This is a genomic window from Cellulosimicrobium sp. RS (genome assembly GCF_046159675.1).
GTDB classification, from domain to species: Bacteria; Actinomycetota; Actinomycetes; order Actinomycetales; family Cellulomonadaceae; genus Cellulosimicrobium; species Cellulosimicrobium funkei.
The window spans coordinates 356,363-381,451 of record NZ_JBJXVU010000001.1 but is presented as its reverse complement, the minus strand read 5'-3'; the positions used below and the strand labels follow the sequence as shown (position 1 = coordinate 381,451).

At 75.3% G+C, this 25,089-nt stretch carries 23 protein-coding genes and 3 tRNA genes; 10 read left to right on the top strand and 16 right to left on the bottom strand.

The genetic code is table 11. From position 1 onward, the window contains the following. Positions 1-27: 27 nt before the first annotated feature. Both trmB and ACI769_RS01695 read right to left on the bottom strand, forming a co-directional pair. Positions 28-843, bottom strand: coding sequence for a tRNA (guanosine(46)-N7)-methyltransferase TrmB (gene trmB / locus ACI769_RS01700; RefSeq protein WP_076406646.1), 816 nt, complete (start codon positions 841-843; stop codon positions 28-30). Positions 844-900: 57 nt separating this feature from the next. Next, the gene (locus ACI769_RS01695; protein WP_043654086.1) at positions 901-2,220 is read right to left on the bottom strand and encodes a TrpB-like pyridoxal phosphate-dependent enzyme; all 1,320 of its coding nucleotides are present in this window, start codon (positions 2,218-2,220) and stop codon (positions 901-903) included. Between the two features lie 294 nt (positions 2,221-2,514). Here ACI769_RS01695 and ACI769_RS01690 point away from each other — a divergent pair, with 294 nt between their 5' ends. Beyond that, positions 2,515-3,276 (top strand): SDR family NAD(P)-dependent oxidoreductase, encoded by a 762-nt coding sequence (locus ACI769_RS01690; protein WP_144680264.1) that lies wholly within the window; start codon positions 2,515-2,517, stop codon positions 3,274-3,276. A gap of 117 nt (positions 3,277-3,393) precedes the next feature. Here the strand turns inward: ACI769_RS01690 and ACI769_RS01685 are convergent, their stop codons facing one another. The 4 genes from ACI769_RS01685 to ACI769_RS01670 all read right to left on the bottom strand — a co-directional run bounded on the left by ACI769_RS01685 (position 3,394) and on the right by ACI769_RS01670 (position 8,242). After that, positions 3,394-7,134 carry a hypothetical protein gene (locus ACI769_RS01685; protein WP_409141081.1) on the bottom strand — a complete coding sequence of 1,247 codons (3,741 nt, stop codon included), beginning with the start codon at positions 7,132-7,134 and terminating at the stop codon, positions 3,394-3,396. A 348-nt stretch (positions 7,135-7,482) separates the two neighbouring features. Continuing rightward, positions 7,483-7,555 (bottom strand) — tRNA-Lys (locus ACI769_RS01680). Positions 7,556-7,680: 125 nt separating this feature from the next. Next, positions 7,681-7,756, bottom strand: a tRNA-Lys gene (locus ACI769_RS01675). Between the two features lie 105 nt (positions 7,757-7,861). Continuing rightward, a complete protein-coding gene (locus ACI769_RS01670) occupies positions 7,862-8,242 on the bottom strand; it encodes a co-chaperone GroES (protein ID WP_031316090.1) in 381 nt (126 codons plus the stop codon). Positions 8,243-8,315: 73 nt separating this feature from the next. Between ACI769_RS01670 and bcp the strand changes: the two genes are divergently transcribed. Together bcp and ACI769_RS01660 are read left to right on the top strand one after the other, a co-directional pair. After that, complete coding sequence (gene bcp, locus ACI769_RS01665) at positions 8,316-8,792, top strand: thioredoxin-dependent thiol peroxidase (RefSeq protein WP_061268538.1); 477 nt, start codon at positions 8,316-8,318, stop codon at positions 8,790-8,792. A 94-nt stretch (positions 8,793-8,886) separates the two neighbouring features. Further along, positions 8,887-8,968: transfer RNA gene (locus tag ACI769_RS01660), tRNA-Leu, on the top strand. Between the two features lie 255 nt (positions 8,969-9,223). Here the strand turns inward: ACI769_RS01660 and trxA are convergent. Continuing rightward, entirely contained in the window at positions 9,224-9,607 is a 384-nt protein-coding gene (trxA, locus tag ACI769_RS01655; RefSeq protein WP_021482401.1) for a thioredoxin, read from the bottom strand. A gap of 113 nt (positions 9,608-9,720) precedes the next feature. Between trxA and ACI769_RS01650 the strand changes: the two genes are divergently transcribed. From ACI769_RS01650 to ACI769_RS01630, 5 genes are all read left to right on the top strand, one after another. Then, positions 9,721-11,205, top strand: a complete 1,485-nt coding sequence (locus ACI769_RS01650; protein ID WP_085388193.1) for an MFS transporter — start codon at positions 9,721-9,723, stop codon at positions 11,203-11,205. After that, entirely contained in the window at positions 11,171-12,799 is a 1,629-nt protein-coding gene (locus ACI769_RS01645; protein ID WP_409141080.1) for a pyridoxal phosphate-dependent decarboxylase family protein, read from the top strand. Before ACI769_RS01650 ends, ACI769_RS01645 begins: the two co-directional genes overlap by 35 nt. 71 nt (positions 12,800-12,870) lie before the next feature. Continuing rightward, positions 12,871-13,440: an NUDIX hydrolase family protein gene (locus tag ACI769_RS01640; RefSeq protein WP_009863909.1), complete on the top strand. Its 570-nt coding sequence runs from the start codon at positions 12,871-12,873 to the stop codon at positions 13,438-13,440. Next, positions 13,437-14,099, top strand: a complete 663-nt coding sequence (locus ACI769_RS01635; RefSeq protein ID WP_253705833.1) for a Pr6Pr family membrane protein — start codon at positions 13,437-13,439, stop codon at positions 14,097-14,099. Before ACI769_RS01640 ends, ACI769_RS01635 begins: the two co-directional genes overlap by 4 nt. Positions 14,100-14,244: 145 nt before the next feature. Next, positions 14,245-14,787: a flavodoxin domain-containing protein gene (locus tag ACI769_RS01630; RefSeq protein WP_034655787.1), complete on the top strand. Its 543-nt coding sequence runs from the start codon at positions 14,245-14,247 to the stop codon at positions 14,785-14,787. A gap of 66 nt (positions 14,788-14,853) precedes the next feature. Here ACI769_RS01630 and ACI769_RS01625 read toward each other — a convergent pair whose 3' ends face one another. After that, positions 14,854-16,485, bottom strand: a complete 1,632-nt coding sequence (locus tag ACI769_RS01625) for an ABC-F family ATP-binding cassette domain-containing protein (RefSeq protein ID WP_194522403.1) — start codon at positions 16,483-16,485, stop codon at positions 14,854-14,856. Positions 16,486-16,596: 111 nt separating this feature from the next. Here ACI769_RS01625 and ACI769_RS01620 point away from each other — a divergent pair, with 111 nt between their 5' ends. Then, a complete protein-coding gene (locus ACI769_RS01620; RefSeq protein ID WP_081896078.1) occupies positions 16,597-17,046 on the top strand; it encodes a DUF3054 domain-containing protein in 450 nt (149 codons plus the stop codon). Here the strand turns inward: ACI769_RS01620 and rdgB are convergent. From rdgB to clpS, 6 genes are all read right to left on the bottom strand, one after another. Continuing rightward, positions 17,035-17,721: an RdgB/HAM1 family non-canonical purine NTP pyrophosphatase gene (rdgB, locus tag ACI769_RS01615; RefSeq protein WP_051027707.1), complete on the bottom strand. Its 687-nt coding sequence runs from the start codon at positions 17,719-17,721 to the stop codon at positions 17,035-17,037. The genes ACI769_RS01620 and rdgB overlap by 12 nt on opposite strands. Next, positions 17,718-18,488, bottom strand: a complete 771-nt coding sequence (rph, locus tag ACI769_RS01610) for a ribonuclease PH (protein WP_085388195.1) — start codon at positions 18,486-18,488, stop codon at positions 17,718-17,720. Before rph ends, rdgB begins: the two co-directional genes overlap by 4 nt. A gap of 91 nt (positions 18,489-18,579) precedes the next feature. Next, a complete protein-coding gene (locus ACI769_RS01605) occupies positions 18,580-19,410 on the bottom strand; it encodes an MBL fold metallo-hydrolase (RefSeq protein ID WP_034655785.1) in 831 nt (276 codons plus the stop codon). Continuing rightward, positions 19,410-20,213 (bottom strand): glutamate racemase, encoded by an 804-nt coding sequence (gene murI / locus ACI769_RS01600; RefSeq protein ID WP_031316087.1) that lies wholly within the window; start codon positions 20,211-20,213, stop codon positions 19,410-19,412. Before murI ends, ACI769_RS01605 begins: the two co-directional genes overlap by 1 nt. An 88-nt stretch (positions 20,214-20,301) precedes the next feature. Further along, positions 20,302-20,985: a DUF2017 family protein gene (locus ACI769_RS01595; RefSeq protein ID WP_085388196.1), complete on the bottom strand. Its 684-nt coding sequence runs from the start codon at positions 20,983-20,985 to the stop codon at positions 20,302-20,304. Then, positions 20,982-21,269 carry an ATP-dependent Clp protease adapter ClpS gene (clpS, locus tag ACI769_RS01590; protein ID WP_051027713.1) on the bottom strand — a complete coding sequence of 96 codons (288 nt, stop codon included), beginning with the start codon at positions 21,267-21,269 and terminating at the stop codon, positions 20,982-20,984. The genes ACI769_RS01595 and clpS overlap by 4 nt, the downstream gene beginning before the upstream one ends. Positions 21,270-21,382: 113 nt before the next feature. Between clpS and ACI769_RS01585 the strand changes: the two genes are divergently transcribed. Beyond that, on the top strand, positions 21,383-22,813 hold the full coding sequence (locus ACI769_RS01585; RefSeq protein ID WP_085388197.1) for a nicotinate phosphoribosyltransferase: 1,431 nt from the start codon (positions 21,383-21,385) through the stop codon (positions 22,811-22,813). 66 nt (positions 22,814-22,879) lie between these two features. Here the strand turns inward: ACI769_RS01585 and ACI769_RS01580 are convergent, their stop codons facing one another. Together ACI769_RS01580 and ACI769_RS01575 are read right to left on the bottom strand one after the other, a co-directional pair. Then, on the bottom strand, positions 22,880-24,733 hold the full coding sequence (locus ACI769_RS01580) for a DEAD/DEAH box helicase (protein WP_043652576.1): 1,854 nt from the start codon (positions 24,731-24,733) through the stop codon (positions 22,880-22,882). Further along, positions 24,730-25,065, bottom strand: coding sequence for a DUF3039 domain-containing protein (locus tag ACI769_RS01575; RefSeq protein WP_021482851.1), 336 nt, complete (start codon positions 25,063-25,065; stop codon positions 24,730-24,732). Before ACI769_RS01575 ends, ACI769_RS01580 begins: the two co-directional genes overlap by 4 nt. Positions 25,066-25,089 lie beyond the last annotated feature (24 nt).

The window sequence follows — 25,089 nt, the reverse complement described above, 5'->3', positions numbered from 1 at the left end:
GCGGCCGGTCGCGAGCCGTGCCGCGGGTCAGACGCGCACGTACTCCAGGTCCGTGATGACGCGCCCCGCGGCCTCGCCCTTGCGCTCGAACCCCGTGAGCACCCGGCCCTCGAAGCGCGGCGCGGCGTTCCCCGGGCCGTGCACGTTGCGCAGCCCCGGCGCAGCGTCCAGCACCTCGAGCATCTGCTCCGCGTACTCGGCCCAGTCGGTCGCGAGCCGCAGCGTCCCGCCGGGGCGGCCGTCGTCGCCCTCCCCCGGCGCACGCAGGACGCGCTCGGCGAGCGCCGCGAACGACGGCGTCACGAGACGGCGCTTGTGGTGGCGGGACTTGTGCCACGGGTCGGGGAAGAAGACCCACAGCTCGTCGACGCTCCCCGCGGGCAGCGTGGTGGCGAGGACCTCGGCCGCGTTCGCCTGGACGAGCCGCACGTTCGTCAGGTCGCGCTGCGACGCGCGCAGCACCGTCTGGGCCAGCCCGGGCGCGTAGACCTCGACGGCGAGGAAGTCCGTGCCCGGCTCGCGCTCGGCGGCCGCGACGACGGCCTCGCCCTGGCCCGAGCCGATCTCCACGACCAGGCGCGCGTCGCGCCCGAAGGTCGCCGCGACGTCGAGCACGTGGTCCGGGTCCACCGAGGTCCGCGCGACGTCGCGTGGCACGTCGACCAGGTAGCGGTCGCGGTACGCGTCCCACGCGCGCTGCTGGCGCGGCGCGAGGCGGCCGCTGCGCCGCACGAACGACACGGGCTGGGTGCGGTAGCGCGGTCGGGCGTCGCCGGTCCCCGGGGTCGCGGAGGGGGCGCCGGTCACGGGCTCGTCGAGGGTCTCGGGGGTCGGTTCGGGCACCGCACCAGGGTACGGGCGCCTCGCGCGGGGGTCGTGCCGCGCGAGGCGCCCGGACCGTCAGACGTACGCCGCGTACGCGGGCAGGTCGAGCACCCCGTTGCCCGACAGCCCGAGGACGATCACCTCGGGCTCCGTCGCCGCGCGCGCGTGCGCGACCGCCGCCGCCACGGCGTGCGTCGACTCCGGCGCGGGGATGATGCCCTCGCTGCGCGCGAACAGCGTCCCGGCCGTGAACGCCTCGTCCTGGTCGACGGCGACGGCGTCCATCAGCCCGAGGTGCACCGCGTGCGACACCATCGGCGACATGCCGTGGTACCGCAGGCCGCCCGCGTGGATCGCCGGCGGGACGAAGTCCTTGCCGAGCGTGTGCATCTTGAGCAGCGGCGTGAGGCCCGCGACGTCCCCGAAGTCGTAGCGGTACTCGCCCTGCGTGAGCGAGGGGCACGCAGCCGGCTCGCACGCGACGAGCCGGGTCGTCGTGCCCTCACGCAGGTTGCGGCCGAGGAACGGGAACGTCAGGCCCGCGAGGTTCGACCCGCCGCCCGCGCAGCCGAACACGACGTCCGGCGCGCCCTCGCCCGCCTCGTCGAGCTGGACGAGCGCCTCCTGGCCGATGACGCTCTGGTGCAGCATGACGTGGTTGAGCACGCTGCCCAGCGCGTAGTGCGCCGCGGGGTCCTTCGCGGCCGTCTCGACGGCCTCGCTGATCGCCATGCCGAGCGAGCCGGTCGTCTCCGGGTCCGCGGCGAGCATCGCGCGCCCTGCCTCCGTGAGGTCCGACGGCGACGGGTGGCAGATCCCGCCGTAGACCTCCATCTGCGCGCGCCGGTACGGCTTGGAGTCGTACGACGCGCGCACCTGCCACACCTCGACGTCGAGCCCGAGCAGCGCGCCTGCGAACGACAGCGACGCGCCCCACTGGCCCGCGCCCGTCTCGGTCGTCAGCCTCGTGGTGCCCTCGAGCGCGTTGTAGTACGCCTGCGCGACGGCGGTGTTCGGCTTGTGCGAGCCGACCGGGCTCACGCCCTCGTACTTGTAGTAGATGCGGGCCGGCGTGCCCAGGGCCCGCTCGAGGCGTCGCGCGCGCACGAGCGGCGACGGCCGCCACAGCGCGTAGATCTCGCGGATCGTCTGCGGGATCTCGACGTAGCGCTCCGTCGTCACCTCCTGCTGGACGAGCGCGAGCGGGAACAACGGCGCGAGGTCGTCCGGCGTGAGGGGCTCGCGCGTGCCCGGGTGCAGGTGCGGGGGCACGGGCTCGGGGAGGTCGGCCGCGAGGTTGTACCAGTGCGTCGGGACGGTCGAGGGCACCTCGGCGCCCGTCGGCTCGAGGGACCGGACGGGCAGGGCCGTCGGCGGGGTCTGCGGTGTCGTCATGCTCGGCTCCAGCTCAGGGGGACGGCCGCTGGGCCGACGACGCGCGCACCGGGTTCACCGAGGCCGCCCACGTCGTCGGGGCACGGCCGGATGAGGTCACCGGCCGTCAGGCGGCCGGCCACCAGGGGGTCACGGACGGGTGCGTCACGACGCCGACCCTACCCCCGCCCGCACGCTCGGGACCACCGGCGCCCAGGTGAGGACGATCGGCTCTCGCGCGCGCGGGCGCGCGGGCGCTGGGATGGGAGCAGACGCCGGTCGACGGCAGTGCCGGCGCGGACGGAAGGAGCCGTCATGGTCAGCAACCACGTCCCGGGCAGGTTCGAGGGCCGCACGGCGATCGTCACCGGCGCGGGCGCCGGCATCGGCCGCGCGACGGTCGAGCGGCTGCTCGCGGAGGGCGCGCGCGTCGTCGCCACCGACGTCCGGGAGGACCGCCTCGACAAGCTCGTCGCCGACGTCGGCACGGACGCTCTCGTCACCGTGGCGGGCGACGTGAGCGCGCAGACCACGGTCGACGCGGTGGTCGCCGCCGCGGGCGGCCGGGTGGACGCCCTCGCCAACGTCGCCGGGATCATGGACGGCTTCCTGCCGACCGCCGAGCTCGACGACGCGACGTGGGACCTCGTCATGACCGTCAACGTCACCGCGGTCATGCGCCTCACGCGTGCGGTCCTGCCCCTCATGCTCGAGGCGGGGAAGGGCTCGATCGTCAACGTCGGCTCGGAGGCGGGCTCGCGCGCGTCGGCGTCGGGCACCGCGTACGCGACGTCGAAGCACGCGATCGTCGGCTTCACGAAGAGCACGGCGTTCTTCTACACGCCCCGGGGCGTGCGGGCGAACGTCGTCGCCCCCGGGGCCGTCGCGACGAGCATCGAGGCGCCCTTCCGCTCGCCGTACGCGGGCGAGCGGCTCGGCCCGGTCATGGCGACGACCGTCCCGCCGGCCGCGAGCGCCGAGGAGCTGGCCGCAGCGATCACGTGGCTCCTGTCGGACGACTCGGCCAACGTCTCGGGCGCCGTCCTGCACAGCGACGGCGGGTGGGCCGCCGTCTGACCGTCCCGCTCCCCGACCGGGCGGGCGACGCAGCGGCCCCCGGACCGTCCGGTCCGGGGGCCGCCGTCGTGCCGTCGGCACCGCGTCAGGGGCGCGACGCCGGCCGGTCAGCGCACGTCAGCCGCACGCCAGCGCGTCGTACGCGACGTCGGCGGCGAACGACCGGCCGTCCCCGCTCGCGGCGACGTGCGCGGTGCCCGCCGCGACGTCGGCCGCCCGGACGGAGAACGCCTGGTACGCCGACGCGCCAGGGCGCACGCCCGTGACGGTGCGCTCGCCGAACGGCGTGCTGAGCGTGACGTCGACCGGGACGGTGTCCGCGTTGCGGGCCCGGACGGCGACGTAGGCCGTGCCGCCGAGGCACTGCGTGCGCGCCGTCGTCTCGACGACGAGGCCGTCCTCGGCGGGCGCGGTGGTGAACGTGCTCACCGGCGAGACGGCGGTGCCGCCGCCCGCGCTGGTGGCCGTGACGGTCCACGCGTGCGCGGCGCCCGGCTCGAGCCCGTCCCACGTGACGGTCGCGACCTCGCCCGACGGCACCGTGACGCTGCCGACCTCCTCGCCCGGCGCGTAGAGCGACACGGCGTCGGTCGCCAGGCTCGTGACGCGCGAGGTGAGGTCGACGGGGACGGTGAAGTCGTCCTCGCGGCCGTCGTAGCGCTGCTCGTCGTCGTACTCGGTGGCGCCGAAGTTCTCGAGCCACGGTGAGTAGGTGTCGACGATCATCTCGGAGCGGTCGACGTCGAACTGGAGCAGGCGCAGGAAGCTCGCGCCGAGCCGCAGGCCCTCGTCGGGCGCGTAGCCGCCGATCTCGGTGAGGCCCGCCTCCTCGGCCGTGACCTCGTAGAACTGGTAGTCGGCCAGCAGCTCGACGACGCCGCTGCCCGGCGTGCCGACGTCCTGGCGCACGTTGATGCCCACGCCGTGCCGGTGCCCCGCGAGGACGAGGAAGACGTTCGGGTTGGGCTCGACGACCTTGGCGTGCACGAGGCGGCCGTCGGGCGTCGAGATCTCGGAGTCCCGACCGTCGGGGTTCGAGCTCGGCACGAGGTAGTCGTGCGTGAGCACGACCGCGTTGCGGTCGGGGAACTGCTTGAGGACGCCGTCCGCCCACGCGGCCTCCTCGTCCGTCACCCCGTACGACAGGTAGACAGCGACGAAGTCGAGCCCGCCCGCGCTGAACAGGTCGTAGTGGTTCTGGTTGTCGCCCTCGCGCCACGGGCCGCCGTAGGACGCGTTCTCCCACCCCGCGGAAAGCGCCTCGTAGCGCTCGGGGCCGTAGAACTCGTTGAACAGCGCCCCGGGCCCGTTGTCCTGGCCCGTGAGGTTGTCGTGGTTGCCGGCGAGGACCCCGTTCGGGATGTTCGCGTCGTCGAGGATCTGCTGCGCGGACGAGGAGAACGCGTACTCGCCCCGGATCTGGGCGGCCATCGCGTCGTCGGCGGGCAGGCGCGTGTAGTTCTCGTTCACGTCGCCCGTGTGGCCGACGTACGCGATCCCGCGCTCCTCGGCGTTGTCCACGACCCACTGCGTGAGGTCGGTGTAGGCCTGCGCCCACACCGCGCGCTCCTCGGCCGTCTCCTGCTCGACCGCGCCCTCGGTGAGGTACTGCGTGTCGGTCAGGTGGACCAGGGAGAAGTCGTAGTCCTCGCGGGGCGCGAAGTCGGTCTCGTCGCGCGACCCGCCCGCGGCGATGTCGTCCGCGAAGGGGTCGGTGCCCGTCACGAGGACGTGCACGGTCCCGTCGGTGGCGGCGCCGTCGCGGAGCACGGTGCTCAGCGACGTCGTGCCCTCGACCGCGCCGCGCGCGGACGCGAGCGGCTCCCACCGCTCCCCGTCCCACACGTGCAGCGTGGCGAGCCGCTGCGGGTCGACGACGCCCTCCCAGCGCACGACCTGGCCGGCGGTCGAGCCCTCGGCGGGCAGCTCGAAGCGCTGGTAGGTGACGTCGCGGCTCCGGGGCGAGTCGAGCGTCAGGTCGTCGCCCGGGGCGAGCGCGTCCGCCGCGGCGGGCTGCTCGCCCTCGACCGGGAGCGTCGTCGGGACCTCGGCCGACTCGCCCTGCGCGACGAGCGCGGGGGCGGTGACGTCGGCGCGGGAGAACGTGGCGGTGACGTCGCCGCCGCCGGGCGCCGCGACGCGCGCGGACAGGTCGACGCTCCCCGCGACGTCGCGCGTGCCGTGCGCGGGCGCGAGGTCGGTCGGGACGTCGGGCACGCCGAGGCTCGTGAACGCGATCTCGTGCGTGCTCGCGTTCCCGAGCACGTCCGTCGCGGTGACGACGAGCGTGTGCGCACCCGGGGCGAGCCCCGGGCCGACGGGCGCGCCGAGCTCGAGCGGCTCGCCGTCGAGCGTGACGTCGGGCCCGGACAGGACGCCGGACGCGTCCGCGAGCTCGACTGCGAGGCTCGTCGCGCTCGCGAGCTCCGCGCCCGCCGCCGGCGTGCTGGACACGATCGCGGGACCGGTGTTGTCGGTGGTCACCGTCCGGCGCGCGGCCGCACCCGCGGCGGTCGCCGACGTGATCGTGTGCTCGCCGTCGGCGAGCGTCGTCGTGTCGACGTCGGCCCGCAGGCCGGTCGCGGGCGCGTCGGCGTCGCGCGTCACGTCGAACGCGAGGTCGACCTCGCGCGGCTTCGTCGTGCTCGTGCCGCAGTCTCCGTCGCCCATCGAGTACGACGGCGCGATGCCCACGCCGGTCGCCGTGCCGTCGGTGACGTCGAGCGCGATCCCGGAGATGGCGAAGTCGTCGCGGTTGTCGCCGCACGCCGTCGGGTACGTGCCCGTGACGAACCGCACGACGTTGCGACCCGGGGACAGGAAGGCGTTCGGGACGTCGATCCGGACCGTCTCGCTCACGTAGTCGCGGTCCACGAGGTCGATGCGCTGCCCGTTGACGAGCAGGTGGTTGGTGTAGCGGGCCTCGATCGAGTTCGAGCCCACGGTGAAGACGAACCGCGACGAGCCGGTGCCGAGCGTCGCGACGGTGGTCAGCGGGGCGCCGTCCAGCTCGATGCCGACGGGCGGCTCGCCCCCGGCGGGCGGCGTGGCGAGCACGGTCTGCGGGCCGTGCAGCAGCGCGCCGTCCGCAGGGCGGATCACGGGCGCCCCCGGGGCGCCGTTGTTCACGGTGACCGCGCTCGTCGCGGTCGCGCCCGACGCGGTCGTCGCGGTGAGCGTGTGCGCGCCGTTCTCGAGCGTCGTGGTGTCGAGCTCCGCGGCGAGGCCGGTCGTGGCGGCCGGGTCCTGGTCGAGGTCGAACGTGAGGTCCGCCGAGAGGACGCGCGCCGTGTTCGTGCCGCACGAGCCGTCGCCGAACGCGTAGGAGAAGCTGTTGGCGGAGCCGTCGGCCGTCTCGCCCAGGAGCTCGAGCGACACGTCCGTGAGGTCGTAGTCGTCGTAGTTCGTGCCGCACGACGTCGTGACCGCACCGACGACGAACCGCACCCGGTTCTCGCCCGGCACGAGCCACCGCGCGGGCACGTCGAGCGCGACGCGCTCGGACACCATGTCCCGGTCGAGCTCGAGGCGCTCGCCGTTGACGAGCACGTGGCTGCCGTACCGCTTCTCGATCGAGTTGCTGCCGACGTCGAACAGCAGGCGCGCCGTCGCGGGCGTCGGGGAGGCGTCGAGGGCGGTGCCGTCGACCGCGAGCGCCGTGACGGCGTCGCCCGCGCGGACCGGGTCGGCCGCGACGCGCACCGTGCCGTCGAGGAACGTGCCGGTCGTCGGGCTCAGCACCGGCCGCGTCTCCGGGCCGGCCCCGGTGGACCGGGCGGCCGTCCGGTCGAGGGTCGGGGAGGCTCCCGGGGCGGTCGCGGCGGCGGCGCCGGGCGCGAGCAGGCCGGCGACCAGCACCGCCCCGAGCGCCCCGGCGACCGTGGCGCGGCGCCGCGCCCCACCGTCGGTCCGTCTGTCGGTGCGTCTCTCGGCGCGTCGCGAAGTCCTGTGCGTGGGCACGGACGTGTCCATCGTGGTTCCCTTCCGTGGCGAACGGGTCGACGGGCGGCGCTGCCGAGCGGCGACGACGCCCGCACCGGACCCTTCCCGGCGGGGGTGAACGGGAGGACGGCAGCGGGCGAACTCCGGCGAAACGGACGGCGACGGTTGCGGCGGGCGACCGGCACGGGAGCGGGAGGGCGGGTCGCCCGGGCGGCGGACGACGAAGGCCGCCCACCCGGACGTGGACGGCCTGGTCAGGAAGGGTGCGCCATCAGGGACTCGAACCCCGAACCCGCTGATTAAGAGTCAGCTGCTCTGCCAATTGAGCTAATGGCGCGCGAGAGTGAACACTACCAGCGGCCGGGACCACCGATCTCCGCGAGGAGACCGGGCCCGCCCGCCGTGCCGGCTCTCGACCGGCACGGCTCGGGCCGCCCGCCATGCGGACGGCCCGATCGGTGGTGGTGCGCCATCAGGGACTCGAACCCCGAACCCGCTGATTAAGAGTCAGCTGCTCTGCCAATTGAGCTAATGGCGCGCGAGAGAAAACACTAGCAGCCGCGGGCGCGCCGGGAAAATCCGTTCCGCCCGCCCTCGTGTGACGTCGGCGACACGGCCCGGCGAGCCCGCGCAGCGGCCCCGGCTAGAGGTACAGCCCCGTCGGGCCGTCCTCCTCGACCTCCTGCGAGACGGCGTGCACGTCCCGCTCGCGCAGCAGCACGAGGTCCTTGCCGCCGAGCTCGACCTCGGCGCGCTCGTCCGGGTCGAACAGCACGCGGTCCCCCACCGCGACCTGTCGCACGTGCTCACCGGCCGCGACGACGACGGCCCACGCGAGCCGCTTCGGGCCCACGGCCGTCGCGGGGATGACGAGCCCCGCCGAGCTCTGCCGCTCGCTCGCGTCGACCTCCGGGTCCACGAGCAGCCGGTCGTGCAGCATCCGGATCGGGAGGTCGCGGGCGGCCGACCGGGACGGCGACGGGCGGGACGAGGCGGTGGCGGGGGCGGACGTCGTCTTGCTCACAGCGACAACGCTACCGGTGCCGCCCACCCTCACCTACGCTCGAACCACACCTTGGCCGGACCGAAGGAGATCCATGTCCACGCGCCTCACCGTCGGCGACACCGCTCCCGACTTCTCCCTGCCCGCCGCCGACGGCAGCACCGTCACGCTCTCCGACCTGCGCGGCAAGCACGTCGTCGTCTACTTCTACCCCGCGGCCGGCACGCCCGGCTGCACGACGGAGGCGTGCGACTTCCGCGACAACCTCGCCTCGCTCCAGGGCGCGGGGTACTCGGTCGTCGGCGTCTCCCCCGACCCGGTCGACAAGATCGCCGCGTTCGTCGAGGCCGAGCACCTGACCTTCCCGCTCGTGTCGGACGAGGACAGGTCCGTCCTCGAGGCGTACGGCGCGTGGGGCGAGAAGAAGCTCTACGGCAAGACGGTCGTGGGCGTCATCCGCTCGACGGTCGTCGTCGACCCGGAGGGCAAGGTCGAGCTCGCGCAGTACAACGTCAAGGCCACGGGCCACGTCGCGAAGCTCCGTCGCGACCTCGGCATCGACCCGAGGTAGCGCACCCGGGCGGCGCCGCCCTGGCCCGGTGCGCGTCGAGCGACGCACACCGGCCGCCAGGGCCGCACCGCCCGCGCCGTAGACTGACCACCGCGCGCGAGTGGCGTAACTGGCAGCCGCGCCAGGTTTAGGTCCTGGTGTCCTCGGACGTGCGGGTTCGAGTCCCGCCTCGCGCACCCTCCCCGGCCCTTCCGGAGTCCCCGTCGTGACGGCGCGGCAGCACTCCCCGGATTCACCCGCACCCGACCTGGACGACCGTCCAGTTCGGCGTCTACCGTGGTGGCAGAGCCGGTGCCCGCACCACTTGCCCCCTGCCGGTACGGGCACCGGCTCCACACCTGCCACGCAGCGCCCGCGCGCGAGACGGCCCATGACACGACGACGGCCCGGCACCCTCCGAGGGTGCCGGGCCGTCGTGGTGTCGTGCAGGCTCAGGCGTCCTGCGCCGGGGAGCCGTCGCTCGCCGCGGCGATCTGACGACGCACGTCCTCCATGTCGAGGCCCTTCACGGCGTCGACGACCTGCTTGAGCGCCGGGGCCGGGAGCGCGCCGGGCTGGGAGAACACGAGGATGCCCTCGCGGAACGCCATGAGCGTCGGGATCGACGTGATGTTGGCGGCGGCCGCCAGGCCGCGCTCGGCCTCGGTGTCGATCTTGCCGTGCACGACGTCCGGGTTCTCCTCCGACGACGCCTCGAAGACGGGCGCGAACATCTTGCACGGTCCGCACCAGTCGGCCCAGAAGTCGACCAGGACGATGTCGTTCTCCTTGATCGTCTGCTCGAACGTGGACTCGGTGAGCGTCTGCGTGGCCATGGATGTTCCTCCTGGGGGCTTGGGGGTCTGCTACGTAGAGCACACACCCTGCCCGGAGTATTCCCCGCGCACGACCGCGCAGGTCCGGCCGGCGCACCCTCTACGCTGCCCCTGTGACGCACGACACTACCGCGCACCGGCTCTCGCGCACCACGATCGCGGGCTACGCCGCCGGGTCCGTCGGCACCGGCGGGTTCGGCACCCTGCCCGGCCTGGTCCTGCTCGTGTACCTCACCGACGCGCTCGCGGTGCCTGCGGCGGCCGCCGGGCTCATCGTCACGGGCGCCAAGGTGTGGGACGTCGTCGTCGACCCGTTCATCGGCTACGGGTCGGACCGCGACCTGGCCCGCACCGGGTCGCGCCGTCGCTTCATGACGCTGGGCGCCCTCACGCTGCCCGTGCTCTTCGCGCTGACGTTCGCGGTCCCGGCGGCCGCGGGCCCGACCGCCGCCGCGATCTGGGTGCTCGTCGCGTTCCTGCTGGCCGCAACCGCGTTCTCGCTGTTCCAGGTGCCGTACATCGCGCTCCCCGCGGAGCTCGACCCCACGTACGACGGCCGCACCCGCCTGCTCGCGTGGCGCGTCGCGACGCTCGCGTTCGCGATCCTCCTGTTCGGGGCGGGCGGACCGGCGCTGCGCGGAGGCGGGGACTCGACGACGGGGTACCTCGTCATGGGCGTCGTGTCGGGTGCCGTCATCGGTGCCGGGATGCTCGTCGCCGCGCGGGTCGCCCCGCGTGCACCCCGCGGCGCCGGCACGCCCGCTCCCCCGGCCGGCACGACCACGGCCTCGGCCGGAGCGACCACCGCCTCACCCGGCACCGCCACGGGCTCGACGGCGCCGGCCTCGGCGTCGCGCGCCTGGACCCTCGCGGTGCGTGAGGCGGTCGACGCCCTGCGCCGCTCGCGCCCGTTCCGCACGCTGCTCGCCGCGTTCGTGCTCCAGGCCGTCGCGACGGGGCTCATGCTCGCCGGGGCGGCGTACGTCGCGCGGTACGTGCTGCGCGACGAGGCGGCCGTCAGCTACCTCTTCGCGGCGCTCGTCGCGCCCGCGCTGCTCTGCATGCCGCTGTGGACCCGGCTCGCGCGCCGCGACGGCAAGGAGCGCGGGTTCGTCGTCGCGACGGTGCTCTTCGCGGTCGCCGCGCTCGGGATGGTCCCGCTCGTGTGGGCACCCGGTGCGTGGGTCTACGTCCCCACCGCGCTCGCCGGCGTCGCGTACGCGGGCATGCAGGCGCTGCCGCTCGCGATGCTCCCCGACGCCATCGCGCACGACGCGCGGACGCACGGCGAGGGCCGCGGCGGCGCCTTCGGCGGCGTGTGGACGGCGGGCGAGACGACGGGCATGGCGCTCGGCGCCGCGGTGCTCTCGCTCGTCCTCGGGATCACCGGGTACGTGTCCACGCGGGCGGGCGAGACGGTCGCCCAGCCGGCCGCCGCGGTGGACGGGATCGCGCTCTCCTTCTCGGTCGTGCCCGCCGCGCTCGTCCTGCTGAGCCTCGTCCCGCTCGTGCGATACGGTCTGCGCAGGGGGGACATCGACGACACAGCACCGGAGCTGCCGCGTGACCACGCCCCGACCGACCGAGCCCGTGACTGACGCGGGATCGACCGCCCCCGGCGCCCTGCCGCGGCCCGCCGACGAGGTGCCGCTGCGCACCGACGGGATCCTCGACCGGCTCGCCGCGCTCCGCGCGGCCGACGCCCCGACGCACGGCGGACGCGTCCTGTCCTACGTCTACGACCCCGGTCTCGCCGAGCTCGACGAGCTCGCCGCCGCCGCCGCGCGGGCCGTCCAGCCGGTCAACGGGCTCGACCCCACGACGTTCACGTCGGTCGCCGTCATGGAGGGCGAGCTCCTCGGGTTCGCGCGCACGATGCTGCACGGCCCGGCCGACGGGCCCGACGCCGTCGTGGGCTCGGTGACGTCCGGCGGGACGGAGAGCTGCCTGCTCGCGGTGAAGATCGCGCGCGAGGCGTTCCGCGCCGAGCACCCGGACGTGCGCCCCCGCGTCGTGGCCCCCGTGAGCGTGCACGCCGCGTTCCGCAAGGCCGCTCAGCACCTCGACGTGGACCTCACGCTCGTCCCCGTCGACCCGGCGACGGGGACGCCCGCCGCCGCCGACCTCGTCGCGGCGCTCGACGCCGACGACGTCGCGCTCGTCGTCGTGTCCGCCCCGTCGTACCCGCACGGCGTCGTCGACCCGGTCGCCGAGGTCGCCGAGGCCGCCGCCGCGCGCGGCGTGCCCGTGCACGTGGACGCGTGCGTCGGCGGCTGGGTGCTGCCGTTCTGGGCCGCGGCCGGGGGCGAGGCGGTGCCGCCGTTCGACTTCTCCGTACCGGGCGTGACGAGCATCTCCGCGGACGTGCACAAGTACGGCTACGCGCCCAAGGGCGCGTCCGTCCTGCTCGTGCGCGGGCGCGACCGCCAGCGCCGGCAGTTCTTCGCGACGACGGGCTGGCCGGGGTACCCGGTCGTCAACCCCACGCTGTCCGGGTCGCGCTCCGCCGCGCCGCTCGCCGCCGCATGGGCCGTGAGCCAGGCACTCGGCACCGCGGGGTACACGGCCCTCACCGCGCGGTGCGTGCGCGCGACGCACGCCCTGCGCGCGGCGGTGGACGCGATCGACGGGCTCCGCGTCGTCGGCCGCCCCACCGGCCCGCTCGTCGCCGTGGCGACCGACGAGTCCGTGCCGCCCGAGCGGCGCGTCGACCCGCACCTGTGGGCCGACGCCGTCCGGTCCCTCGGGTGGGTGCTCCAGCCGCAGCCGGGGCTCGTGCAGGACGACGGCACGCGCCTGCCGCACACGACCCACCTCACCATCACGCCCGTCACCGAGGCCGGTCTCGACGGCCTCGTCGCCGCGCTCGGCGCGGGCGCCGACGACGTCCGCGGCGCCGGGCGCCCCGACGTGAGCGGGGTGCTCGCCGCGCTCGCCGGTGAGTTCGCACCGAGGGCCGACGCCCCCACCGCCGACGAGATGTGGGGCGCACTCGTCGGGGTGCTCGCCGCGGACGACGGCGGGCCCGAGGGCGACGACGACCGGGGGCCGCGCGCGTCGGTCCTGCCCGACCGCCTCGCCCCGCTCATGGCCCTCATGGAGGTGCTGCCCGCACCGGTCGCGGAGCAGGCGCTCGTCGAGATCGTGGCGCGCGTCTCCGAGCCGCACGCCGAGGCGCCCGGCACGGCGTGACGGCCGCACGACCGGGCAGTGGCGCCCGGGGCGGACTCGCCCCGCCGCACCGCTCGGGGTAGAACAGTCGCGTGACCGACACCGCCGACTTCCCGCCCGACGACTTCTCCCACGACAACCCGCGCCCCGCGGGCTGGCTCAGCGCCGAGGAGATCGCGGTCGCGCGCGCCCAGCTCCCGCTCGTCTACGTCGACGCCGTCCCCGTCCGGGTCGACGACTCGGGCGACGTGGTCGCGGTCGGGCTCCTGCTGCGCGTGACGCCCGAGGGCATGATGACGCGGGCCCTCGTCTCCGGGCGGGTCATGTTCCACGAGCGCATCCGCGACGCGCTGCTGCGCCACATCGAGAAGGACCTCGGCCCGGTCGCGCTGCCGCAGGTGCCCGCGTCCCCGCAGCCCTTCACGGTCGCCGAGTACTTCCCGACGCCGGGCATCACGTCCTATCACGACCCCCGCCAGCACGCGGTCTCGCTCGCGTACGTCGTGCCGGTGACGGGCGACTGCCGGCCGCAGCAGAACGCCCTCGAGCTCGCGTGGCTCACGCCCGAGCAGGCGTGCAGCGACGAGGTCCAGCTCGAGATGCGCGGCGGCCAGGGGGTGCTGCTGCGCCAGGCGATGGCGTACGTCGGCCGCCTGCCGTGACCGACGCGCCAGGCGTCCGGGTCGACGCGGGCCGGCACGTCGTGGCCCGCACCCTGCACACGCTCGTCGCCGTCGCGGCGCTCACGGGCGTCGTCCTGGAGGTCGCGATCGCGCTCGTCGACGGTCCCGGCACGGCCCCGAGCCAGGCCGAGCGCCTCGTGCGCCTGTTCTCCTACTTCACGATCCAGTCGAACCTGCTCGTCGGGGTCGTCTCCGTCCTGCTCGCGGCGCGACCCGCGCGCGACGGGACCGTCTTCCGCGTCGCGCGCCTCGACGCGCTGCTGTGCATCGCGGTGACCGGGATCGTCTACAACACCGTGCTGCGCGGTCTGCAGGACCTGACGAGCGCCGGCCAGGTCTCGAACCTCCTGCTGCACCTCGTCGCGCCGCTGCTCGCGGTGGCCGCGTGGGGACTCGTGGGCCCGCGCCCGCGGGTCGACGCCGCGACGGTCTGGTGGTCCGTCGCGTACCCGCTCGCGTGGATCGCGTACACGTTCGTCCGGGGCGCCGTCGTCGGCTGGTACCCCTACCCGTTCCTCGACGTGGGCGAGCTCGGCCTCGGCCGGGCGCTCGTCAACACCGCCGTCGTGGCGGTCGTCTTCCTCGCCCTCGCGTGGGTCGTGCGTCTCGTCGACTCCCGCCTGCGCCCCGCGCCCTGACCCTCTCGCGCCCCGGCAGTGCGCCCGGGACCAAGGGCCCGCACGCTCGTTCCCGTCGGCCCTGGGCCTCGCGCCCTCGGAGCCGGACGCTGGAGGGAGGGGACCCGTCCGGTCCGGACGGGCGGTCGACGAAGGGGTGAGCGCGATGGACGCCGCAGTGGTCTACGAGTCGATGTACGGCAACAGCGAACGCGTCGCGCAGGCCATCGCGGAGGGGCTGTGCGAGACGGTGCGCGTCGAGGTCGTCGACGTGACCGACCCGGCCGCCCACCCGGACGCCCTGCGCCACGTGCAGCTGGTGGTCGCCGGCGGCCCGACGCACGCCCTGGGCATGACGCGCCCCGCGACCCGCGCCGAGGCGGTGCAGCGCGCGACGGGCCCGGTCTCCGACCGGGCCACCGGGCTGCGCGAATGGGTGGAGTCCCTCCCGCCACAGGAGGAGGGGCGGCTCGCCGCGACGTTCGACACGCGCGCGACGAAGGTCCGCTCGCTCCCGGGCTCGGCAGCCCGCGGCGCCGCCAGGGCGATGCGCCGCGCGGGGTTCCGGCTCGTCGTCCCGTCCGCGTCGTTCTACGTCGGCGACGTCGAGGGACCCCTGGACGACGGCGAGCTCGACCGGGCGCGCGCGTGGGGTCGCGCGCTGGGCAAGGTGCTCGTCCCGGCGGAGAGCCCGGCCGAGGGCCGCTGACCAGCCGGGCCCGCCCGCCCCCTGGCCACGACGCTCCGGCCGGTGCGGCGCTGAGGGCGCTGCGGGTCAGCCGAGCTCGAGCCGGGGCCAGTCGTCGAGGTCCTCGCGCATGCGGCGGTCGTGCGTCGCCACGACGACCGCCGCGGGCGTGACGCGCAGCGCCTGGGTGAGCTCGTCGACGAGGTCGATCGACAGGTGGTTGGTCGGCTCGTCGAGCACCAGCACGTGCGGCGCCGCGAGGAGCGCGCGGGCGAGGTCGAACCGCCGGCGCTGCCCCGCGGACAGCTCGCGCAGCGGCCGCTCCAGGTCCTCCTCCGTGAGCAGGCCCAGGAACGCGACGGGGACGAGGTGCTCGGGGTCGAGGCGGCCCGCGTCGAGCAGGTCGAGCGCCTCGCGCGCGTACTCGTCGAACCCGGTGCGGTCCTCCGCCTCCGGGGGCAGCGCCGGGCCCTCCTGCGCGACGACGCCCAGCCGCGCGCCGTCGACGACGGACCGGGTGCCGCGGTCGAGCGGCACCAGGCCCGCGAGCGCGGCGAGGAACGTCGACTTGCCGCTGCCGTTCGGCCCGGTCACGAGCAGACGCCCCGAGGGAGGGAGCGCGACCCGGGTCCCGGGCAGGTCGAGGCGCGCGCCGCCGTCGGGCCCGACGCGCGGGCTGCGCAGCTCGAGCACCGGGTCGCCCGGCTCCCAACCGGGCGACATCGCGGGGAGCTCGGGGAACACGAGCTGGAGCGGCGGCACGGGCACCTCGACGGCCTCGGCCTCGAGCTGCTGGAGGCGCCGGTCCGCGGCCTTGACGTGGATCCGGGCGCGCGTCGCGCGGCGGTGCTTCTGGCTGCCCTTGGGCGGGCGCCACTCGTCGGACAGCCCTTCGTACGACGCGTCGAGCACCGCGGCGAGCTTCTCCGCACGCTTCTGCTCCGCCCGGAACCGCTGCCGCCACCGGTGCAGCGCCTGGTTCTTCGCGAACCGGTAGGAGAGGTACCCCGGCTGCCCGTAGAGCACCGGCTTCCCGTCCATCGCCGGGTCGAGGTCGAGGATCTCGGTCGCGACGTCGTCGAGCAGCTGCCGGTCGTGCGTGACCATCACCACGCCGCCCCGCCACGCGACGAGCTCGCCGGTGAGGAAGTCGATCCCGCCGGTGTCGAGGTGGTTCGTCGGCTCGTCGAGGAGGAGCAGGTCGGCGCGCTCGGCGAGCCGGCACGCGAGCCGCACGCGGTAGCGCTCGCCGACGGACAGGGTCGCGAGCTCGCGGTCCCGGTCGCGGCACGCACCGAGGCGCGAGAGCGCGACGTCGACCCGGCGGTCCGCGTCCCACACGGCGAGGTGCTCGGCGCGGGCGAGGATCTCCGTGAGCTCGGCGAGGTCGCCCGCCTCGTGGTCGAAGTCCCGGGCCGCCGCCTCGAGCTCGGCGGCGACCGCCCGCAGCCCGCTCAGCGTCGCGGCGACGAGCGTGCCGACCGTCTGGCCCGGCGCGATGGCGAGCTCCTGCTCGACGAGCGCGAGCGAGCCCGCGCGGCGCACCTCCCCGCGGGCGGGTGCGAGGTCGCCGGAGAGCACGTGCAGGAGCGTCGACTTGCCCGTGCCGTTCTCCCCCACGACCCCGAGCCGCGTCCCCGCGGCGACGCGCAGCCCGACCCCGTCGAGGACGGGGCGTCCTGGGTAGGCGAAGGCGAGGTCGTCGGCGGCGAGGTGCACGGGGACCACCCTATGTTCCAGGGGATCGACCCTCCGCGTCCCGGGATCGACCCGCCGGGGCCGGTCCGGGCCGTGCGGGGACGGTCCCGCGGGCGGGGTACCGTCGGGAGCATGACCGACCTCGCGCCCACCGGACCGCGTCCTCGTCGCCCCGGGCTCGTCGTGCTCGCCGCGCTGGCCGACGTCGCGTGCGTCCTTGCGCTCGCGACCGGCGGCCTCGCGACGCACTCCGCCGACGAGGGTCTGACCCGGCTGCTCGTCGTGGCGTGGCCGTTCGCCGCGGGCGCCGCGCTGGGCTGGCTCGTCACGCGCGCGTGGCGCCGCCCGTGGGCCCTGTGGCCGACGGGCGTCGTGGTCTGGGGCTGCACCTGGGCGCTGGGCGTCCTGCTGCGCGTGCTCACCGACCAAGGCGTGGCCCCGGCGTTCCAGCTCGTGTCGTTCGGGTTCCTCGCGGTGACGATGCTCGGCTGGCGCGGCGTGGTCGCGCTCGTCGGCGTGCTGCGGCCGGGCGACCGCCGACGCCGCGAGCGCGAGCTCGCCGGCCGCCCCCTACCGCGCTGAGAGCGCCGCGACGACGTCCGGCGCCAGAGCGCGGAACGCCTTGCCGCGGTGGCTGATCGCGTTCTTCTCCGCCGGGCTCAGCTCGGCCGCCGAGCGGGCCGTCCCCGCACCGGGCTGCTCGTCCGGCAGGAGGATCGGGTCGTAGCCGAACCCGTTCGCGCCGCGCGGCGCGGTGAGCAGGGTCCCGCGCATCTCCCCCGTCCGCACGACCTCGGTGCCGTCGGGCGTGACGAGCGCCGCCGCGCACACGAAACCGGCCGCGCGGTGCTCGGCACGCACGTCGCCGAGCTGCGCGAGCAGGAGCTCGAGGTTCGCGACGTCGTCGCCGTGCCGCCCCGCCCAGCGCGCCGAGAAGATGCCCGGCGCGCCGCCCAGCACGTCGACGGCGAGGCCGGAGTCGTCCGCGACGGCCGGCAGCCCGGTGGCCGCGACGAGGGCGCGCGCCTTGATGAGCGCGTTCTCGGCGAACGTCACGCCGTCCTCGACCGGCTCGGGCGCGCCGACGTCGCCCGCGCCGACGATCGCCTCCGGCGCGAGCTCGAGCCCCGGGTGCGCGTCGAGCTCGGCCGCGAGGATCGCGCGCAGCTCGGCGATCTTGCCCGGGTTGTGCGTCGCGAGGACGAGGCGTGCGCCGTCGGGCACGACGACGCCTGCCGTCTCGGACGTGCCGCTCATCGAGGGTCCGCCGCGAGCGCCGCGCGCTGGATCGCGGTGAGGTCGGCGGTGCCGGCCACCGCGAGGTCGAGCAGCGCGTCGAGCTCGGCGCGGTCGAACGGGGCGTGCTCCGCGGTGCCCTGCACCTCGACGAACGTCCCGGAGCCCGTGACGACGACGTTCATGTCCGTCTCGGCGCGGACGTCCTCGACGTACGGGAGGTCGAGCATGGGCGTGGCGTCGATGATCCCGACGCTCACGGCCGCGACGGAGTCGGTCAGCACGGGCTTGCCGCCCTTGATGTGGCCGTGCCGCTGGCCCCACGCGACGGCGTCGGCGAGCGCGACGTAGGCGCCGGTGATCGCGGCGGTGCGCGTGCCGCCGTCGGCCTGGAGGACGTCGCAGTCGAGCACGATCGTGTTCTCGCCGAGCGCGGAGACGTCGATGATCGCGCGCAGGGACCGGCCGATGAGGCGCGAGATCTCGTGCGTGCGCCCCCCGATCTTGCCCTTGACCGACTCGCGCTGGCTGCGCTCGTTCGTCGCACGCGGCAGCATCGCGTACTCGGCGGTGACCCAGCCCTCGCCCGACCCCTTGCGCCAGCGCGGCACGCCCTCGGTGAACGACGCCGCGCACAGCACGCGCGTGCGGCCGAACTCGACGAGCACGCTGCCCTCGGCCTGGTCGAGCCAGTGGCGGGTGATGGTCACGGGGCGGAGCTGGTCGGGCGTGCGGCCGTCGGCGCGGAGGGGCGCGGCCGTGCCCGGAGACGAGGAGGGGATGGTCATGCCGCCACCCTACCGACCCCCGGCCCACCGCTGAGCGCGGTGGATGGTCGCGTCTACGGGGCCGACGGCGACCCGTCCCCGCGCTCAGCGGTCAGAGGTCGAAGACCGCGCCCGTCGTGGCGACGTCGACCGGGCCGGTGTACGTCTCGCGCGCCTCGGCGCGCGAGCGCTCGGGGTCGTTCCACGCGGGCAGGTGCGTGAGCACGAGCCGGCGCGCGCGGGCCGCGGTCGCGACCTCGCCCGCGCGCCGCCCCGTGAGGTGGATGCCCCGCTCCACGCCGTCGTCGCGGCCCTCGTGGAACGCCGCCTCCGACAGGAGCAGGTCGGCGTCGCGCGCGAGTTCGACCACGCCGTCGCACGCGTCCGTGTCCCCCGTGTACGCGAGGACGGCGCTCTCCCCCGGGCGCAGCGTCGACGGCCCGGTGACGCGCACCCCGTACGCCTCGACGGGGTGGAACACGCGGTACGGCTCGAGGACGAGCGGGCCGACCCGGACCGGCGCGCCCGGCTCCCACGCGCGCACGTCGAGCTCCTCCGTCACGCCGTCGCCCGGCTCCGCGCCGTACGCGGCCTCGATGCGGGCGGCCGTGCCCGCCGGGCCCAGCACGGTGAGCCGGCTCGGCACGCCCGTGCGGGTCGAGCCGCGGACCGGGTGGTAGCGCAGGTACACGTACAGGCCGCACACGTCGACGAAGTGGTCGGGGTGCAGGTGGGACAGCCCGACCGCGTCGACGTCGAGCGGGTCGACGAACCGCTGCAGCGCGCCCAACGACCCGTTGCCCAGGTCCAGCACGACGTTCCAGTCGCGCGCCTCGAGCCCCGCGGCCGCGGCCTCCGCGGCCGGCACCTGGACGAGGTACGACGACGCGGGCGACGCCGGGCCGGCGAACGACCCCGAGCACCCGACCGTGACGAGACGCATCAGGCCGCCTCCACGCTCAGCACCTCGGGACCGAGGAACCGGCGCGCGAGGTGCTCGAACGGCTCCGCGCTCCCCGTCGCGAGGAACCGGTGCCGCGGCGGCCCGGCGTCGCGCGAGCGCTCGAGGTCGTGCGCGACGAGCGTGCGGTACACGTCCTTCGCGGTCTCCTCCGCGCTCGACACGAGCGTGACCTCGTCGCCCATCACGTACGAGATCGCGCCCGTCAGCAGCGGGTAGTGCGTGCACCCGAGCACGAGCGTGTCCACGCCCGCGGCCTTCACCGGGTCCAGGTAGCGGTGCGCGACCTCCAGCACCTCGGGGCCCGACGTCACGCCCTGCTCGACCAGCGGCACGAACTCGGGGCACGCCTGCGTCGTCAGGGTCAGGCCCGGGGTCACGGCGAACGCGTCCTCGTACGAGCGCGACGTGATCGTGGCCCGCGTCCCGATGACGCCGATGCGGCCCGACCGCGTCGCGGCCACGGCCCGACGTGCCGCCGGGAGGATCACCTCGACGACCGGGAGCCCGTGGCGCTGCGTGTACCGCTCGCGCGCGTCGCGCAGCACCGCGGACGACGCGGAGTTGCACGCGATGACGAGCATCTTCACGCCGTCGTCGACGAGCTGGTCCATGATCGCCAGCGCCATCGCCCGGACCGCCGCGAGCGGCTTCGGCCCGTACGGGCTGTTCGCGGTGTCCCCGATGTAGAGGAGGGCCTCGTTCGGGAGCTGGTCGAGGATCGAGCGTGCCACGGTCAGGCCACCCACGCCCGAGTCGAAGATCCCGATGGGAGCGTCGTTCACCCGGCCGAGCCTACTGTCGCCGCCCCGCGCGAGGCGCCTCGAACCACGCGCACGCCGCTGTGGCAGCGCCCACAGGTCCGCGGCACGCTCAGCCCCGCGGCTCGGGGCGCGGACCGCCCCGCCCCGCCCGCAGGTCCGCGAGCATGCCGTCGACGAGCGACTCCTGGAGCAGCCCCGTGAGGAGGAACACGCTCACGAGGAAGCGGCGCGGCGCACCCCCCACCTCGCCGTCGTCCGGGCCGTCGTCGCCCTCCCGGTCGAGCTCGTCGTACAGGCCCTCGACCTGCTCGTCGGTGCGCAGGTCCAGGCGCTCGGCCAGGACGAGGCGCACGTCGGTCAGGGCGCCCGCGACGTCCTGCGCCTCCTCGCGCCCGACGACGAACGGCGCCGCCTCGGCCGGCTCGGAGTCCACGAGCATCCGGGCGAGCAGCACCAGCCGACCGACCTTGCGCGCCGCGAGGTCGTCCTGCGTGAAGCGCCGGAACTCGTGCGCCACCTCGACGTCGTCCGACGCGTCCGGGAGCAGACGGCGCACGGCCGGGTCCGGGGGCGGCGTCGCGTCCGACCCGCCCCCACCGGGCGTCGGGCCCGTCCATCCCGGGGGCGACCACGCGTCGTCGGGCCCGGACCGGCCCGGCGCGTCCGACGCCCGCCCGGGGACGCCCTCCTGGAGCATCTGCGCGACGTCGCCCGCGAGCTGCGCCAGCACGATCCGCTCCGACGGCTCGAGCTCGGCGACGTACCCGTGCGCCTCCGCGCGGAACGGCCTCACTGCTCGCCGTCCTTCTGGAGCGTCGCCCACAGCCCGAACGAGTGCATCGCCTGCACGTCGACCTCCATCCGCTCGCGGTCGCCCGTCGACACGACGGCCCGGCCCTCCTGGTGCACCTGCATCATCAGCTCGTGGGCGCGCGCGGTGGAGTACCCGAAGTACGACTCGAACACGTACGCGACGTAGCTCATGAGGTTGACCGGGTCGTTCCACACGAGGGTGACCCACGGGCTGTCGAGCCGGGTCCCCTCCTCGGTGCGGACCGCCTCCTCGGGCACGGTCAGGGACGCCCGCGCGGCAGCGGGGCGGGTGAAGATCGGGTGGGGTCTCACGTCACCACTCTATTCGCGGGCCTGTCGGCGCCCACCGCGGCGGTCGCTGCCCTACGGTATTCCGCATGAGCCTCGCCGACCCGGGCAGCGTCGCCCTCCCCGCGACCGACAGCGCTGCCCCCTCCGCCTCGCCGACGCAGCGGCCGTCGTACCAGCCGACGTACCAGCCCGGTGCGTCGACCGCGCTCCTCACCGACCGCTACGAGCTGACGATGCTCCAGGCGGCGCTCGCCGACGGCACCGCGGGCCGGCACTGCCTCTTCGAGGTCTTCACGCGCCGCCTCCCGCCGGGTCGGCGGTACGGGGTCCTCGCCGGGACCGGGCGGGTCCTGGAGGCGCTGTCGTCGTTCCGCTTCTCCGCGGCCGAGCTCGACTGGCTGCACGCGCAGTCCGTCGTCGACGACCGCACCCTCGAGTTCCTCGCCGGCTACCGCTTCACCGGCACGATCACCGGCTACCCCGAGGGCGAGGTCTTCTTCCCCCAGTCGCCGGTGATGACGGTCGAGGGCACGTTCGCCGAGGCGGTGCTGCTCGAGACCCTCGTCCTGTCGATCCTCAACTACGACTCGGCCGTCGCGTCCGCCGCGTCCCGCATGACGAGCGCCGCCGTCGAGCGCCCGTGCCTCGAGATGGGCGCGCGGCGCGCGCACGAGCAGGCGGCCGTCGCCGCGGCGCGGGCCGCCGTCGTCGGCGGCTTCGCCGGGACGTCGAACCTCGAGGCGGGCCGCCGGTACGGCCTCGAGACCATCGGCACCGCCGCGCACGCGTTCACGCTCCTGCACGACGACGAGAAGTCCGCCTTCGCGTCGCAGGTCGCGTCCCTCGGCCCCGGCACCACGCTGCTCGTCGACACCTACGACGTGCGCCGCGGCGTCGAGAACGCCGTCGAGGCGGCCGGCGGCCGTCTCGGAGCCGTACGCCTCGACTCCGGCGACCTCGGCGTCCTCGCCGTCGAGGTGCGCCGCCAGCTCGACTCCCTCGGCGCGCACGACACGAAGATCACCGTGACCTCCGACCTCGACGAGTACGCCATCGCGTCGCTCGCCGCCGCGCCCGTCGACTCCTACGGCGTCGGCACCTCCCTGGTCACCGGCTCCGGCGCCCCCACGTGCGGCATGGTCTACAAGCTCGTCGCCCGCGCCGACTCCAGCGGCGTGCTCCAGCCCGTCGCGAAGGCGTCGACCGCCAAGACGAGCACGGGTGGCCGCAAGTGCGCCGCCCGCCGCTACGACGCCGACGGGCGCGCGGTCGAGGAGGTCGTCGTCACGGGTGCCGACCTCGCCGTGCAGGAGTGGGAGCCCGACGACGTCGACCTGCGCCGGCTCCAGGTGCCCCTCGTCGTCGACGGCGCCGTCGACTCGCGCTGGGTCGGGTCGTACGGCGTCGAGAACGCCGCGCACCGCCACCGCGAGGCCCGCGCCGAGCTGCCCCGCGGCGCGCGCCGCCTCTCCGCCGGCGACCCGGCGATCCCGACGGTCGTGCACACGCTGTCCTGACTTCCCTGACCGGGCCGCGACCCGGTCGCGGCCGGGCGTGCGCGCCCGGCCGCCGGGGCGCGCGGGCTACCGCTTCCCGACGAACCAGCCGCGCACCGTCGCGACCCGGGCGTCGAGCTGCTCGACCGTCGCGAGCGGGACCTCGGGCCCGCCGCAACGGCGCCGGAGCTCGGTGTGCACCGACCCGTGCGGCTGCCCGCTGCGTCGCGACCACGCCGAGACGAGCTGCTGGAGCTCCTTGCGAAGCTCCGCGGCGCGCCGGTGGTCCATCTCGGCCCGCTCGCGCTCCGCGGACTGCGTGGTGCGCGAGCGCGCGCTCATCTGGTCGGCCTGCCGCTGACGCAGGAGGGTCGTGACCTGGTCCGCGTCGAGCAGACCGGGCAGCCCGAGGAAGTCGAGCTCCTCGTCGGAGCCGACGTCCGCGCCCGTGCCGAACTCGCCGCCGTCGAACAGCACGCGGTCGAACGACGCCTGGGCCTCGAGCGCCTCGAACGAGCCCTGGACGAGCTCGCCCGACGCCTTGTCCTCGCGGTTCGCCTCGGCGAGCAGCGCGTCCTCGGGGTTGAACCCCTCCCCCTGCTCCTCCGCCGTGAGCGGCCGGTCCAGCGCGTGGTCGCGCTCGATCTCGAGCCCGTTCGCGAGCTCGAGCAGGTGCGGCACGCTGGGCAGGAACACCGACGCCGTCTCGCCGCGCTTGCGGGCACGCACGAACCGTCCGACGGCCTGCGCGAAGAACAGCGGCGTCGCGGTCGAGGTCGCGTACACGCCCACCGCGAGCCGCGGGACGTCGACGCCCTCCGACACCATGCGGACGGCGACCATCCAGCGCGCGTCGCCGTCGGAGAACTCCTCGATGCGGCTGCTCGCGCCGTCGTCGTCCGAGAGGACGACCGTCGGCGACTTCCCGGTGATGCGCGCGAGGTGGCCCGCGTACGCGCGCGCGTCCGTCTGGTCGGTCGCGATGACGAGGCCGCCCGCGTCGGGGATCGCCCGCCGGACCTCGGTCAGCCGCTTGTCCGCGGCCGCGAGGACCGACGGGATCCACTCGCCGTTCGGGTCCAGCGCGGTGCGCCACGCCTGGCCCGTCATGTCCTTGGTGAGCGCCTCGCCGAGACGCGCGCTCACCTCGTCGCCGGCCTTCGTGCGCCAGCGCATGTTGCCCGAGTAGGACAGGAACAGCACCGGACGCACGACGTGGTCGCGCAGCGCGTCGCCGTACCCGTAGGTGTAGTCGGCGCGCGATCGTCGGATGCCGTCGGGACCGCGCTCGTACTCGACGAACGGGATGGCCGCGGTGTCCGAGCGGAAGGGCGTGCCCGTGAGCGCGAGGCGCCGGGTCGCGTCCTCGAACGCCTCGCGCACCGCGTCGCCCCACGACAGCGCGTCGCCGCCGTGGTGCACCTCGTCGAGGATGACGAGCGTGCGGTCGGCCGTCGTGCGCGCCGCGTGCAGCGCCGGCTTCGCGGCGATCTGCGCGTACGTGAGCGCGACGCCGTCGTAGTGCGCGCCGTGCCGGCCCTGGCTGTTGCGGAAGTTCGGGTCGATCCGGATGCCGACGCGCGCCGCCGCGTCGGCCCACTGGTGCTTGAGGTGCTCGGTCGGGGCGACGACCGTCACGCGCCGCACCACGCCCTGCTCCAGGAGCTCGGTCGCGACACGCAGCGCGAACGTCGTCTTGCCCGCGCCGGGCGTCGCGACGGCGAGGAAGTCGCGCGGCGCGCGCGTGCGGTACAGCTCGAGCGCCTCGGCCTGCCAGGCGCGCAGCTTGGACGCCGAGCCCCACGGGGCGCGCCGCGGGAACGCGGGCGAGAGGTGCGACGCCGCCGCGGAGGACGGGCTCTGGGGTGCCGGCGGCGAGGTCCTGCTACGGGAGTCGGGGGCGGAGTGACCGGTGGACGTCGTGTGGTGCTCCGCGCTCACTTGCCGGAGTCACCCTCGCCGTCCTGCGGGTCTCGCAGTCCCTCGTAGATCTCCTTGCACGTGGGGCACACGGGGAACTTGTTCGGGTCGCGGCCGGGCACCCAGACCTTGCCGCACAGCGCGATCACCGGCTTGCCGGAGAGCGCCGACTGCATGATCTTCTCCTTGCGCACGTAGTGCGCGAAGCGTTCGTGGTCGCCGGGCTCGGTCTGCTCGCGCGTCTCCTCGCGCTCGAGCACCCCGGTCGACGTGCCGGTCGTCGGCTCGGTCGCAGGAGTCCGGAACGGGTCCTCGGGACCCCCGGGTGGCGTGCTCGCGCGGAGTTCGATCATGGAGTGAAGTCTACGTCGCGACGC

Bases quoted from the DNA above. Each gene is read 5' to 3' on its own strand.
- ACI769_RS01695 (WP_043654086.1), bottom strand. From the start codon at position 2,220: ATGACGACACCGCAGACCCCGCCGACGGCCCTGCCCGTCCGGTCCCTC.
- ACI769_RS01690 (WP_144680264.1), top strand. From the start codon at position 2,515: ATGGTCAGCAACCACGTCCCGGGCAGGTTCGAGGGCCGCACGGCGATC.
- bcp (WP_061268538.1), top strand. From the start codon at position 8,316: ATGTCCACGCGCCTCACCGTCGGCGACACCGCTCCCGACTTCTCCCTG.
- trxA (WP_021482401.1), bottom strand. From the start codon at position 9,607: ATGGCCACGCAGACGCTCACCGAGTCCACGTTCGAGCAGACGATCAAG.
- ACI769_RS01630 (WP_034655787.1), top strand. From the start codon at position 14,245: ATGGACGCCGCAGTGGTCTACGAGTCGATGTACGGCAACAGCGAACGC.
- ACI769_RS01620 (WP_081896078.1), top strand. From the start codon at position 16,597: ATGACCGACCTCGCGCCCACCGGACCGCGTCCTCGTCGCCCCGGGCTC.
- rdgB (WP_051027707.1), bottom strand. From the start codon at position 17,721: ATGAGCGGCACGTCCGAGACGGCAGGCGTCGTCGTGCCCGACGGCGCA.
- rph (WP_085388195.1), bottom strand. From the start codon at position 18,488: ATGACCATCCCCTCCTCGTCTCCGGGCACGGCCGCGCCCCTCCGCGCC.
- ACI769_RS01605 (WP_034655785.1), bottom strand. From the start codon at position 19,410: ATGCGTCTCGTCACGGTCGGGTGCTCGGGGTCGTTCGCCGGCCCGGCG.
- ACI769_RS01585 (WP_085388197.1), top strand. From the start codon at position 21,383: ATGAGCCTCGCCGACCCGGGCAGCGTCGCCCTCCCCGCGACCGACAGC.
- ACI769_RS01575 (WP_021482851.1), bottom strand. From the start codon at position 25,065: ATGATCGAACTCCGCGCGAGCACGCCACCCGGGGGTCCCGAGGACCCG.